The organism is Streptosporangium sp. NPDC087985 (genome assembly GCF_044741965.1).
Classification (GTDB): Bacteria; Actinomycetota; Actinomycetes; order Streptosporangiales; family Streptosporangiaceae; genus Streptosporangium.
Window position 1 is genome coordinate 1 of the sequence record NZ_JBIUTQ010000026.1, and the last position, 12,918, is coordinate 12,918.

The window sequence follows — 12,918 nt, forward strand, 5'->3', positions numbered from 1 at the left end:
GACGGTGTGGGAGATCAGCCAGGCGAGGATGCCGCGGGCCTTCCAGGACAGCCGGGTGTCGCGGATCCACTGGTTGGAGATCTGGGTGAACCGGGCCGAGGGGCGTGGCGCGCGCCGAGTGCTCATCGCCCACCCTCCGCAACCAGAGCGGCGGATCGGGGGCGTGGGCTGGTCGCCTGGCAGGGGGTGATTGTTACGGGCGCGGGCGCGCCGGTAGAGTCGAGCATGGATCTTTCTCCTGCTTTGCTCAGGGTGATTGATCAAGGCCTTGGGTCGGTGCGCTAACACCGGCTCAGGGCCGTCTTCATTTGTGTCTGGATGACCGGGTTGCCGATCACGTCCTTGCGGGCTTTTACGGTCTGGTCACAGCGGTCGCTCGCGACGGTGGCCGTCGCTTTCTCGCTGTGAGGCACTTTCTACACCCGAAACAGCCGCTCCGGCGCCCAGATCGATTAATGCCCGTTTTGTCATATCGAAGGCTCGATTGAAATATTGCATAGTGAATTACCGAGATACTCGATTACGTATAACGGGGGTATCCGGAAGAGGGTGGTATGTCCGCCGGAGATCGCCGATGAGCCGCGTCCACGGAGATGGTGAATGGGTTTCCCCATCTCATGGGCGTGGCGTCGTGAAATGAGGACGGCCGCCGCATGATCCTTCGAGTACGGAGTTCATGATCGAAGGAGAAGAAAGCGATGGCCGTGCACAACAGCGTGGGTTCGCGGGCCGGCCGTGTCGCGGCCGTTCTCGTTCTGCCCATCGTCCTCGTGCTCAGCGCACTCCCGGTTCTCGCTGACCCATCTCCCCCACCCAGCGAGGTCACATCCGACCGGCAGTCCAGCACCACACAGAACGGTGTCGCCCTGGTGCGCCTCGTCGTCCCCGACCAGGGTGGCATCGACCGGCTCAACTCCCTGGGCGTCGACCTCGCGGAGTACAGGAAACCCGTCGACGGCGGCATCGAGTTGCACGCCGTACTCAGCCCCCGGGAGGCCCAGAAGTTGCGCGACCTGGGATTCGACGTCCGCGACGTCATCTCCGACCAGGCCGATCTCGCCCAGAACCTGGCCGAGCGAGAGGCCGCGCTGGCGGTCCAGACGGAGGCGGCGGCCGTAGTCGACACGCTGACCCCGCTACGCGCCGAGTGGTTCACCAGCCTCGGCGGTCAGCGCTTCCTCTCGGTGGAGGTGAAGTCGAGCGCGACCGATGCGCAGACCGTGCTCACGGCCACCTGGGACAGCGGCCCCAAGACCGCCCCGGACTCCGGTGGCACCGCGACGATGTCGCGCTTCACCGACGCCGGTCAGTACATGTACCACCGGTTCAACTCGCCGCTGACCGTCACCGAGGCTCCCAGCACGGTCACGATCACCAGCAACCGGGGCGGCTCGGTCACGGTCCCGGTGACCAAGTGGCTGGGCGCCCCGCGCGAGGCCCCCAGCAAGCACTACGTCGCGGACTTCGTCGACCACTACATGGACCCGACCGAGGTGACCAGCCGGATCACCGCGCTGGCCAAGGAGTTCCCGGAGATCTCGGAGATCGTCAACCTGCCCTACAAGACGAACGGCTACCGCCGGGTGGCGCAGGCGCAGTTCGGCACCGACGCGGCGAGCACGTTCTACGTGAGCTCGAAGGCGTACGGGCGCGAGGGCGGCAACGACATCAGCGTCGCCCTGATAGAGCAGGGCACCGAATCCGCCCCGATCGATATCTCGGTCACCGGCAAGGACATCGTGGTCAACCTGGCCACCGACGCGTCCGCCGCGGTCAGCAGCACCGCACGGCAGGTGGTCGACGCCCTCAACGCCGACGCCGCGGCATCCGCGCTGCTGACCGCCGCCACCTACCAGGGCAACGCCGGCGGCGGAGTGGTCGCCGCCGTGTCGGCGACGGCGCTGACCGACAACCTGAACGCGCCGCCAAGCGTCTCGCGCGACCCGTTCCAGGTGAAGGCGCTGCGCATCGGCAAGACGCGGGACGGCTCGAAGACCGGCGTGTTCCTCTACTGCCAGGAGCACGCCCGCGAGTGGGTCACCCCGCTGACCTGCTTGGAGACCGCCGAGCGGCTCCTGCGTAACTACGCCGGTGACGAGCGGACCAAGGAGCTGGTCGACGACCTCGACATCTTCATCGTGCCGACGGTCAACCCCGACGGCGGGCACTACAGCATGTACGACTACAACCTGCAGCGTAAGAACATGACCAACCACTGCCCGGCCAACGCGGCGGACCCGGGATCGAGCGAATCCTGGGGTGTGGACCTGAACCGCGACTTCTCCGTCGGCTCCATCTTCGACGGCTACAACGGCGCCTCGGACGACTGCACCAGTGGCACGTATGCCGGCCCGGCCGAGCTGTCCGAGCCGGAGGCGCGGAACGAGGTCTGGCTCACCCGCAAGTACCCGAACATCAAGTTCGCGATGAACACGCACTCCTACGGCGGCTACTTCATGTGGCCTCCGGGAGCGTACAAGACCGTCGGCCGCGAGCTGCTGCCGCGGGCCGACCTCGGCACGGAGAACTTCTTCTGGAGCGCCTCCGACCACATCCTCTCCGCGGTCCAGTCCTGGCGCGGTACGGGGATCTGGCCGGGTCGTACCGGTGCGGTGACGGACGTGCTGTACTCGGCGGCTGGTAACAGCGCGGACGAGCACTGGTACCGGCGGGGCATCATGGCCTGGGACTTCGAGGTCGGCGCGGACCGCTACGACCCGACGACCATGCAGTTCCAAGCTGTCGGTTTCCAGCCGCTGTTCGCCGAGGGTCACGAGGAGGCGATGGAGTTCGCCTCCGGTCAGATCGGCATCCTCGAGGTGGCCCGGGCCTTCGCCGAGGACAGGCAGCGTCCCGAGTCGGACCTGAAGGTGACCGGCCGGACCGACACCTCGACCACGTTCACCTTCACGACCAACGAGCCCGCCAACGTTTACTACACGCTGGACGGCAGCCGCCCGACGCTGAACTCCGCCAAGCTCGCCGCCGCGGGGATACGCGAGGGAGCGCAGCAGATCACGCTCGACAAGACCACCGAGGTCCGCTGGTTCGCGGTCGACATCGCGGGCAACGTCGAGAAGAACTACCGGAAGGAAGAAGTGGAGGTCCACAAGGCCCGCTGACCCGCTCCGGACATGTTCGGATGGCCGCCGATCCACGGATCGGCGGCCATCCGTCGATGGGGACGCGGACGTCGTCCCATTGTCAGAGGGTGCTCACCTGGGAGAACGGTGGGTCAGGACAGCAGGGTCTCGCCGATCCAGCCGTTGGGGGAGCAGCCGGGCGGGATGGCGAAAACCGCCGAGCCGATCGGGGTCGTCCACTCGTTCAGCAGGTCGCCCTCGGCCAGTCTCTTCTGGACGGGAATGAACTGCCGGGTGATGTCGGCCTGGTAGGAGGCGAACAGCAGTCCGGAGTCGGCGTGTCCTTCGGCGGTGGGCCCTTCGTCGTAGTTGTAGACCCGGCGTAGGATCCGCATGCCCGGGTCTGCGACACGGGCCTGGCGGATGTGGGCGTATTCGGAGATGACCGGGAAGCCGAGCGCGTTCAGCCTGTCGAAGTCCGGTTCGTCGTGCTCCTGCTGCCCGGTCAGCGGGGCGCCGGTGTCCAGGCGGCGGCCGATGGTGAACTCCTTGGCCACCCGGTCGGCGGCGTCCCACTTCTCCAGCTCCATGCGGATGCGCCGCAGCACCAGGGTGGTGCCGCCGCGCAGCCACTGCGGGCCGTCGTTGACCCAGATGGCCCGGTCGAAGTCGGGCGTGCCCGGTTGAGGGTTGACGGTCCCGTCGAGCTGGCCCATGAGGTTGCGCTGGGTGGTGCCGGGAGCCATGGTGTGCGCGCTGCGGCGGAATCCCCGCTGGGTCCAGCGCACCCGGGCGAAGGAGCGGGCGTCCTTGACCGTCATGCGCAGGGCGTGGGTGACGGTGACGGCGTCGTCGGCGCAGATCTGCAGCAGCAGGTCAGCACCGGTCCACCGCGTCTCCAACCTGTCGATCACGAACCCCGGAAGGGGCGCTATCGACTCCGGCCGCCGGTCCTCCACCCCGGCCGCCCTGAAAAGGCCGGGGCCGAAGCCGAAGGTGACGGTCAGCCGGGAGGGGAGCGTGGCCAGCTCCGGTTCGGTGTCGGCCAGGGCGGCCCGGCCCTCGGTCAGGCGGCGGGCGTCGTCGGTGAGCAGGCGCATCATGCGTACGGCGGCTTCGCGGCCGGTGCCCGGTAGCAGGTCCAGGCCGACGAACACGGCGTGAGCCTGCGGGATCGTGGCGATCCCGGCCTGGTGGACGCCGTGGAAGGGCTCGGTGGCCGAGCCGCCGGGGGCCGGGGGAGCCGCTTCCGGCATGGTCTCCGGAACGGCTCGATCGAGGAGGACGGCCTGCTGGGGGGCGCACGACGCGAGGGCGCCGGCCGCGGCGGCGGCGCCCCCCGCGAGCAGTCCCCTGCGAGTGATTCGGGGGTCTCGCATGGGTTCCGTCCCCGGTCAGCCGTGCTTCTTGCCCAGGTGCACGCCGGGCTGGTAGTCCTCCTTGCCGCCGGCGAAGTCCTTGCCGACGGCGGTGAACGTCAGGGTCTCGCCGTCATTGAGGGTGAGGGTGAAGGGGATCTGCGCGCCCGGCTTCACCTCCTGGGTGACGCCCATCAGCATGATGTGATCGCCGCCCGGCTGGAGCAGGTGGGTGCCCCGCGCGGGGATCACGAACCCGCCCTCCTTGGACTGCATGACCATCTTTCCGCCGGAGTCGGCCACCTCGTGCAGCTCGATCTTCGGCGACAGCGGCGAGGACCCGGAGACGACGGTCACGTCGGTGTCGGTGTTGTTGACCAGGGTGCCGAAGGCGGCGCTCATCCCCTTCCTGGTGGTCTTCACCCACGGATCGGTGATCGTGATGGATGCGGTGCTGTCGGACGTGCCCGCCACGGCGGGCGTGTTCACGGCCGGTACGGCCTCCTGCTTGGAGGGCTGCTCGGTGGACGGGGCACCGCAGGCGCTCACCGACGCGGCGGCGAGGACGGTCAGGAGACCGGCGGAAAGAACGCGACGAACAGTCATGAAAAAGCCTTTCAGGCGTACGGCGCCACGGGCGGAGCCATGTTCGGCATGCCGCAGGAAGGCGTCGGATAGGTCAGGTGGAAGGGCACGGGCACTGGCATGGTGTGGCAATCATCACACATAGTGAGGCTGTCGTTACCCTCAGAGTCCGATCCTCGCCGGGTGAGCGCGCCGGAGGGGCCTGCGGACCGGATGCGGACACCTGGACCGGATGGGAGGCGTGAACCCTGCCGGGGAGGCGTGGGCCGGGGCAGGGCGTGTGCCGAAACCGGGATGCTCGAGCCGATATCGATTAAACGAATTCACCGGGCTGCGCTCTCAGCGAAAAGCGCTCACAGCGAACGGGGTGAAATCACGGGGCTGGGCGGCGTTATCGTCGCAGGGATTAATCATCCGTAAATTCTGATTCTGGGGCAGGTGAAAGAGTTGACCAGTCCACAGCCCGTGTTCGAGGACCCGCTGTACCAGCGTCTGCTGCGCAAGCGGATCGTCGTGCTCGGCAGCGAGGTGAACGACGAGGTGGCCAACCGGATCTGCGGCGAGCTGCTGCTGCTCTCCGCCGACGACGACCGCAGTGACATCTGGCTCTACATCAACTCACCCGGTGGCTCGGTGTCGGCAGGCATGGCCATCTACGACGTGATGCAGTACATCCCCAACGACGTCGCCACCGTCGGCATGGGCATAGCGGGCTCGATGGGACAGTTCCTGCTCTGTGCCGGAGCGCCCGGCAAACGGTATGTCCTGCCGCACGCCAGGGTCATCATGCACCAGCCGTCCGGCGGTCTCGGCGGCACGGCGACCGACATCGCCATCCAGGCCGAGCAGATGCTCTACACCAAGCAGACGATGCGCGAGCGGATCGCCTTCCACACCGGCCAGACGCTGGAGCAGATCGAGGAGGACTGGGACCGGGACCGCTGGTTCACCGCCACCGAGGCCAAGGACTACGGATTCGTCGACGAGGTTATTCGGAACACCAGCGAGGTCGGGGTAGAGAATTAGCCATTCGCCCTTAGGATAATTTTTTCGTTTAATCCTGGATTACGCCGATAATGGCGCCGGGGGCGTCCGGCCGGCGGTCATCTGCCGCCGGATCGCCCGCGCGCCGACCCGCGCCGCCGGGGGCCGGGGTGTTCGCGCGCCAGTCGGCCACCCCCGGCGTCGCGGGAACCCGCTCCCGCAGTTCCCGCACCTCGGCCCTGAGGACGGTCAGCTCCGCGAGCACGGCCACGCCGATATCCCGCGTCGCCTGGACCGACTCCTCGGTGTGCTCGTCCTCCATCGCGCTGACCACCACCGCGATGAACAGGTTCAGCACCACGAAGGTGCAGAGCAGCATGAACAGCACGAAGAACACCCACGCCGACGGATGCTTGTCCATCAACTCCCGGGCGATGCCCGACCACGCGTCCCCGGTCATCATCTGGAACAGGGTGAACAGCGAGGTGGGCAGGTCACCGAAATACTCCGGCGCGGTGGCGCGGTAGAGCTTGGTGCCCATCACCGCCGCGACGTAGAGCACCAGGCCGAGCAGCAGGACGATCGACGTCATCCCCGGCACCGCGGTGAGCAGGGCCGTCACGACCCTGCGCAGGCTCGGCACCACGGAGATCAGCCGCAGCGCCCGCAGGACCCGCAGCGCCCGCAGCACCGACAGCCCCCCGGCCATGGGCAGCAGGGAGACCGTGACGATCACGGCGTCGAACAGGTTCCACGGGTCGCGGAAGAACCGCAGACGGTAGACGTAGAGCTTCGCGGTCAGTTCCGCCACGAAGATGTAGAGCGTCAGGTGGTCGATGAGGGTGAGCGCCGTGCCGTACCGCTCGACGGCCGCGGCCGAGGTCTCCAGTCCCAGGGTGGCAGCGTTGATCACGATGACCGCGGTGATGGCATGCTGGAAACGTTGAGTCTCCAATGTCGTGCGGACACGCTCGCGCATCCGCACGAGTGACTCCCCAGGGGTCGTAGGGCCGAGTGAACTGCAGGTAGATCATATCGCCTGAAAGATCTTCCCTCCCTCGTGCCCGGCGCACCGGCCCGCCGCCGTGGCCGCGGTCCTCTCGGCCGTCTGGGTCACCGGTCTTCAACCGCGAGAGCCGCCTGACACCGCTTCACTCCGGCGGGCCGTAGGGTTCGATCCTCGGGTCGGCGTAGGGGCCGCCGCCCGCCTCCGGATTGAGGGTGCGGGCGGCCTCCTCGGTCACGCGCAGGCCGTACAGGCCCTGGTCGGGATCGATGAGCACCAGGCCGTAGCCGGTGTCGACCTCCTCCTCCGACAGTCCCAGGCGGCGGATGGCCTGCTTGAGCGTCGCCTGGGACGGGAGCCTTACGGTGACAAGGAGCATGACCTCACGCTACGCGCATCGCCCTGCGACGCAACGACGCGAGCACCCCCGAGGTAGCGGCGATGCCGTAGCCGTAGTCGTAGTCGAATCCGATGTCGCTGCGGTCGTCGGCGGTGCGGCGGAGCAGGGCGCGCAGCTGGGCGGGGGAGAGGCGGGAGGCGGGCCAGTGGGTGCGGATGGCCGCGACCAGGCCCGCGGCCACGGGACAGGCGGCCGAGGTGCCCGAGTCGGGCTCGCCGGCGCCGAAGGCCTTGGAGCCGGAGAAGTGGGTGTAGGAGCAGATGTCCGGCTTGCGGGGAGCGAGACGGCCGGGGCCCTGGGAGGAGTATCCGACCCGCTCGCCGAGGGTGTCCACGCCCCCGATGGACAGCACGCTCGGGTGGGAGTTGGCGCCCGTGATCGGCCGGTCCGGATACGCGCACCGGCCGTCCTTGCACTCGCGCCCGCAGTTGCCCGCGGCGAACAGCACATCGGCGCCCGCCCGCTCCAGGCTGGAGACGATCAGGTTGAACGGGTGGGCCGGGTTGTCGGAGTAGTTACCGGGATGGCCGACGGGGAAGTCCCAGCGGGGCGAGAAGGAGCCCCAGCTGTTGCTGACCACCAGGGACCGTGACTCCGCGGGCTGGTTCTCCAGGATGGTGCGCAGGTGGGCGAAGGCCGCGACCGCGTCGGACAGCAGGCCGTCCAGCGCCGAGCCGCCCGGCCGTTGGGAGAGCAGCACGGGAACGTCGATCAGCGTCGCCCGGGGAGCGGCGATGAGCGTGTCGAACGCGCACATCGTGCCGTGGTTGACTGGGAACTCGCCCGGCGTGCCGGTCACTCCGTCGGGGTTCCAGCTCCGCTCCTTGTCCAGGATCAGGTCGCGCCCGAGATGGCGGGTCACGTGCGCGGCGTTGATGCCGGTGTCCAGGATTGCCAGCGCGACGCCGGAGCCGTCCAGGCCCTCCGCCTGCAGTTCCGCGACGTGCAGCAGCCGCTCCACGTCGTGCCAGTCGCCCACCGGGGCGCTGCCTCCGCAGGTGAGATTCGACTCGATGACCGGGTCGGCGAACACTCCCACGACGTCGTTGCGCAGGGCGGGCAGCAGGGTGAGCCGGGTGGACAGCTCGTCGTCGGAGATCTCCCCGCGGACCATGACGGAGGCGTCGCCGGCGGCGAGGGAGAAGGTCAGCGCCTGGTTCAGGGAGAGGGGGTCGCCTCCGGCCACGGGCACCGGACGTGGCACGGCGACCGGCGTGAAGGAGTCGTCCAGGACGACCCCGGGCAGGCCGTCGGCGACGTCGGCCGTCGTCGCGGTCACGTCGGGATCGGCGACCGCCGCGACGACGTCCGGAGAGGGGCGGAGCTGGATCAGGACCCGCATGGTGCACCACCAGGTTCGGGGGGAATGGACTCCACCACGTTCCTTCATTCGCCTCGACCGCGTCCACCCATTCAAAACATCACGTATCGGTATTAGCCCATGTGAATCCCGTAAACCGCTGACACGTATTTCCTTCCCTGAGGGCAGGACGATCACTAGCGTTGGACGGCATGACCGCAGCGGCGGAGACGACGCCACCCTCCTATTCCGATGCCCCGTCCACGCACTGGCTGAGCACCCGGCCGAGACTGGTCGTGGCCAGCGCCTTCATGCTCTTCCTGGAACTGGCACTGATCCGGTGGACCGGATCGAACATCGTTCATCTGAGCTATTTCACGAACTTCGTCCTGCTCGGCTCGTTCCTCGGAATCGGGCTCGGCTTCCTGCGGGTGGGACGCACGACGCGGCAGCCGTACTACTCGCCGATCACGCTGGCCATCCTTGTGCTGGTCATCCTGTTCTTCCCGGTCACCGTGGACCGGCAGACCGAGGGCGTCCTGTACTGGACCAGCCTGAGCACCAGCGGGCCGCCGCCGTGGCTGATCCTGCCCGTGATCTTCGCGGCGGCGGCGATCGTGCTGATGGGCCCGGCGGAGCTGGTCGGGCGCTGTTTCCCCGAGCTGGACCGCCTGGAGGCCTACCGCTACGACCTGCTCGGCAGCCTGGCCGGCATCGCGCTGTTCACCGGGCTGTCGTTCCTCAGCGCGCCCCCCGTCGTGTGGGGGACGATCGCCGGGGCCGCCTACCTCGTGCTGCTGTGGCCGCGCACCGCCCTGGGGCGGGTGGCGCTGGCCGTCCCGTCGCTGGTCGTCGTCGGAGCGCTCGCGGTGGAGACACTGACGGCGGGCGCGCTGTGGTCGCCCTACTACAAGGTGACCTACAACCGGCTGGACTACGGCGGTGTCCCGGTGATGGACATCCAGGTCAACGGCATCCCGCACCAGCAGGCCGTGCCGGCCGCCAACCGGCTGGAATGGGAGCGGCAGTACGCGCTGCCGTACGAGCGGGCGGCGGCGCAGAAACTGGACGACGTCCTGATCGTCGGCGCGGGCAGCGGCACCGACGTGGCGATCGCGCTGTCCAAGGGCGCCGGGCACGTGGACGCGGTGGAGATCGACCCCAAGCTCCGCGAGCTCGGCGGGACCTACCATCCGGACAGGCCCTACTCAGACCCCCGCGTCACCACCGTGGTCACCGACGGCCGCGCGTTCCTGGAGCGCACCTCCGGTAAGTACGACCTGATCCTCTTCGCGCTGCCCGACTCCCTCACCCTGGTCTCCGGGGCGAGTTCGCTGCGGCTGGAGAGCTACCTGTTCACCCGGCAGGCCATGGAGGCGGCCAGGGACCACCTCAAGCCCGGCGGCACCTTCTCGATGTACAACTACTACCGGGAGAGCTGGCTGGTGGACCGGCTCGCCTCCACCATGCAGGCCGCCTTCGGGCACAAGCCCTGCGTGGACATCGTCAGCGAGAGCGGCCAGCAGGCCGTGATCACGGCGGGTCTCAGCCCCCAGACCCAGAGCTGCGGCGCCGAGTGGGCCGGCGCGACCGCCGACACCCCGCCACCGACCGGCGACGACCGGCCGTTCCTCTACCTCAAGGACCGGACGGTCCCCCAGATCTACCTCATCACCCTCGGCCTGATCCTGATCGTGAGCCTGTTCGCGGTCCGGGTGGTCGCCGGGCCGTACCGCCGGATGCGCCCCTACGCCGACCTGTTCCTGCTGGGCGTGGCCTTCCTGCTGTTGGAGACCAAGAGCGTGACCGGGTTCGCGCTGCTGTTCGGCACGACGTGGGTGGTCAACGCGATCGTGTTCGCCGGGGTGCTGGTCGCCGTGCTCGCCGCGGTGGAGGTGACGCGCCGTTTCAGGACCCCGCCGTTGCCCGTCATGTACGGCGTGCTCCTCGGCGGCCTGGTGCTGGCCTGGCTGGTGCCCAACTCCTGGCTGCTGGGCCTGCCGCTGCCACTGCGGGCGGTGGTCGCCGTGGTCGTGGCGTTCCTGCCGATCTTCGCGGCCAACGTGGTGTTCGCCAAGCGCTTCGCCGACTCCGGCGACGGCACGACCGCCTTCGGCGCCAACCTGCTGGGCGCGATGGTCGGCGGCTGCCTGGAGTATCTGGCGCTGGTCATCGGCTACCAGGCCCTGCTGATCGTGGCGGGCCTGCTCTACCTGGGGGCCTTCCTCCTGCTTCCCCGGAGCGCCAGGGCCGTCCGGGCGTGACCGGGGCCGGTTGAAGCCGGCCAGAGAAGGCTGTGGCCCGGCTCCGCGAGGGAGCCGGGCCACAGCCGGGGCGTGGGAGGCGGTGTCAGAACCCGCAGAGCTCGTCGAGGGACTGGGCGGACCCGCCGTTCGGGGTGGGGGCCTGACTCGGCTGGGCCGTCACGCTCTTGGTGGGGGACGGGGCGGGGGTGGCGCCGTTCACGCCGGGGGAGGCCGTCACGCCGGCGGCCTGGGCGCGGCGGGAGGGCTGGACGGACTGGCGCAGTGCCCGGACGGTCGCGACGCGGATCTTCTGCCAGTCGGGGGAACCGCTGTAGAACTCCGGCGGCACGAACTGCAGGCTGGTGATCCTGGCGTCCTTGACCTTGAGGCTGAGGTCGGTTAGGTGCTCCAGCATTTCGCGGGGGATGTCGGTCTTGGCCATCCGCTTGGCGACATTCGCGATCTTGACGAAGTTGGTGAGCACGGCCTGGGGCGTGGCCTGCTTGGTGAAGGCGCCGATGACGCATCGCTGGCGGGCCATGCGGGAGAAGTCGTCGCTGCCGACGCGGGAACGGCCGTACCAGAGCGCCTCCTCGCCGGACAGCGTCCGGTAGCCGGCCTTGATCGTGCCCGCGGTGCCGTAGAGACCGCCCCACTTGACGTCGTTGTCCACCCGGATCTTCAATCCGCCGATGGCGTCCACCAGGTGGGCGAAGCCGTACATGTTCACGAGGGCGTAGTAGTCGATCTTCAGGTTGAGCGTGTAGCCGATGGCGTCCATGAGCGCCTTCGGGCCCCGATGACCGTCCTTACCCGGCACGGTCTCGGGGTGGTCCTCGCCGTACTGCAAGACCTCGTTGAGCAGGCCGCCGTTGGGCAGCTCGCGCATGAAGCCGTCGGGGAACCGTTTCCCGAGCGGGCTGCCGGGCGGGAAACGGACATGCTGCAGGTTGCGGGGCAGACTGAACATGACCGTGTTGCCGGTCGCGATGTGCACGCTGGCCACGGTCATGCTGTCGGTCCGCACGCCCTCCCGGTTGCCGGCCCCGTCGCCGCCGATGAGCAGGAAGTTGACCCGCTCGCGGCCACCCCACGGGTCCTTGTGCTCGATCGGGGCCACCGTCGGGTTGTCCTCGACGCTCTCGAAGATGGTGTTGGCCGCCTCCTTGACGGTCAGCACCGTACTCGCCGTCAGCGCGAACGGCGCCATCACCGACACGCACAGCACGCCGACCGCGATGCCCGAGATGATCTGCCCCTTGCCGGTCAGCCGGCTGGGCTTCAGGGAGATGTAGGACGACAGCACCAGCAGGAACCAGCAGAGTGCGCCGGCCCCGGCGACGATCGCCCCGGTCAGGAGCGTGCCGTCCCGGGTGACGACACCCGCGCTGTCCGACAGGGTGAGGCCGACCACCAGCGCGGTCACCAGCAGCACGCCGAAGATACCGAGCAGGATGTAGCCGGTACGGCGACGCCCGGCGCGCAGGTGCGCGGCGCCGGGCAGGATCGCCGACAGCAGGGTCCAGCCGATGAGCGAGAGGGTCGTCAGCGGCTTGGCGAACCGCGGGCGCCCCTGGGAGACGGCGGGGCCGGGCGGTGAGGTTTCGGTGTCAGATGTGCGCCCGGGCTCCGGTGTCAGGCCGGTTCTCGGTGCCCCCGCGGGCGGCGCGTCAGGGGTATCCGGCGCATTGGGGACACCGGGCTGTGCTTCACGGCCCGCGCCGTGTTGCCCGGGGCGCCGTTGCCCGTCCTCGCCGGCGGGATCCCCCGAGTCTTGCCCAAGGTGCATCGTCACACCGCTTCCTACTATGTCCATCTCGGTCCACCTGGCAAAACAGCCGAGGTCCCCCGATTTCAAAGAATTGCCAGGATTCTAGCCCCCATACCTGGACATGACAGACAGATGGCCAATTCCCGGTTAACGACCCTCTAAGCTGTGCCGTCGACGGAGACGGG

At 68.6% G+C, this 12,918-nt stretch carries 9 protein-coding genes; 3 read left to right on the forward strand and 6 right to left on the reverse strand.

The annotated features are described in order from the left end of the window. Nucleotides 1-698 precede the first annotated feature (698 nt). A complete protein-coding gene (locus tag ACIN94_RS29640; protein WP_400713132.1) occupies nt 699-3,122 on the forward strand; it encodes a M14 family zinc carboxypeptidase in 2,424 nt (807 codons plus the stop codon). A 113-nt stretch (nt 3,123-3,235) separates the two neighbouring features. On the opposite strand, the gene ACIN94_RS29645 is transcribed toward ACIN94_RS29640, so the two are convergent. Then, nucleotides 3,236-4,462, reverse strand: coding sequence for a Dyp-type peroxidase (locus tag ACIN94_RS29645; RefSeq protein ID WP_400713135.1), 1,227 nt, complete (start codon nt 4,460-4,462; stop codon nt 3,236-3,238). A 15-nt stretch (nt 4,463-4,477) separates the two neighbouring features. After that, nucleotides 4,478-5,047: a copper chaperone PCu(A)C gene (locus ACIN94_RS29650; protein ID WP_400713138.1), complete on the reverse strand. Its 570-nt coding sequence runs from the start codon at nt 5,045-5,047 to the stop codon at nt 4,478-4,480. A 426-nt stretch (nt 5,048-5,473) separates the two neighbouring features. On the opposite strand from ACIN94_RS29650, the gene ACIN94_RS29655 reads away from it, so the two are divergent. Beyond that, nucleotides 5,474-6,052: a ClpP family protease gene (locus tag ACIN94_RS29655; protein ID WP_400713141.1), complete on the forward strand. Its 579-nt coding sequence runs from the start codon at nt 5,474-5,476 to the stop codon at nt 6,050-6,052. Between the two features lie 28 nt (nt 6,053-6,080). Here the strand turns inward: ACIN94_RS29655 and ACIN94_RS29660 are convergent, their stop codons facing one another. The 3 genes from ACIN94_RS29660 to ACIN94_RS29670 form a co-directional block, all read right to left on the reverse strand. Continuing rightward, complete coding sequence (locus ACIN94_RS29660; RefSeq protein ID WP_400713144.1) at nt 6,081-6,989, reverse strand: ion transporter; 909 nt, start codon at nt 6,987-6,989, stop codon at nt 6,081-6,083. 172 nt (nt 6,990-7,161) lie between these two features. Then, the gene (locus ACIN94_RS29665) at nt 7,162-7,395 is read right to left on the reverse strand and encodes a hypothetical protein (protein ID WP_400713147.1); all 234 of its coding nucleotides are present in this window, start codon (nt 7,393-7,395) and stop codon (nt 7,162-7,164) included. A gap of 4 nt (nt 7,396-7,399) precedes the next feature. Continuing rightward, the gene (locus ACIN94_RS29670; protein ID WP_400713150.1) at nt 7,400-8,758 is read right to left on the reverse strand and encodes a S8 family serine peptidase; all 1,359 of its coding nucleotides are present in this window, start codon (nt 8,756-8,758) and stop codon (nt 7,400-7,402) included. Nucleotides 8,759-8,928: 170 nt separating this feature from the next. Between ACIN94_RS29670 and ACIN94_RS29675 the strand changes: the two genes are divergently transcribed. After that, a complete protein-coding gene (locus ACIN94_RS29675) occupies nt 8,929-10,980 on the forward strand; it encodes a spermidine synthase (RefSeq protein WP_400713153.1) in 2,052 nt (683 codons plus the stop codon). 85 nt (nt 10,981-11,065) lie between these two features. On the opposite strand, the gene ACIN94_RS29680 is transcribed toward ACIN94_RS29675, so the two are convergent. Then, nucleotides 11,066-12,751, reverse strand: coding sequence for an LCP family protein (locus ACIN94_RS29680; protein WP_400713343.1), 1,686 nt, complete (start codon nt 12,749-12,751; stop codon nt 11,066-11,068). Nucleotides 12,752-12,918 lie beyond the last annotated feature (167 nt).

Excerpts from the sequence above, each read along its gene's own strand:
- ACIN94_RS29675 (WP_400713153.1), top strand. The coding sequence starts at position 8,929 with ATGACCGCAGCGGCGGAGACGACGCCACCCTCCTATTCCGATGCCCCG.
- ACIN94_RS29665 (WP_400713147.1), bottom strand. The coding sequence starts at position 7,395 with ATGCTCCTTGTCACCGTAAGGCTCCCGTCCCAGGCGACGCTCAAGCAG.
- ACIN94_RS29660 (WP_400713144.1), bottom strand. The coding sequence starts at position 6,989 with ATGCGCGAGCGTGTCCGCACGACATTGGAGACTCAACGTTTCCAGCAT.
- ACIN94_RS29680 (WP_400713343.1), bottom strand. The coding sequence starts at position 12,751 with ATGCACCTTGGGCAAGACTCGGGGGATCCCGCCGGCGAGGACGGGCAA.
- ACIN94_RS29640 (WP_400713132.1), top strand. The coding sequence starts at position 699 with ATGGCCGTGCACAACAGCGTGGGTTCGCGGGCCGGCCGTGTCGCGGCC.
- ACIN94_RS29650 (WP_400713138.1), bottom strand. The coding sequence starts at position 5,047 with ATGACTGTTCGTCGCGTTCTTTCCGCCGGTCTCCTGACCGTCCTCGCC.
- ACIN94_RS29670 (WP_400713150.1), bottom strand. The coding sequence starts at position 8,758 with ATGCGGGTCCTGATCCAGCTCCGCCCCTCTCCGGACGTCGTCGCGGCG.
- ACIN94_RS29645 (WP_400713135.1), bottom strand. The coding sequence starts at position 4,462 with ATGCGAGACCCCCGAATCACTCGCAGGGGACTGCTCGCGGGGGGCGCC.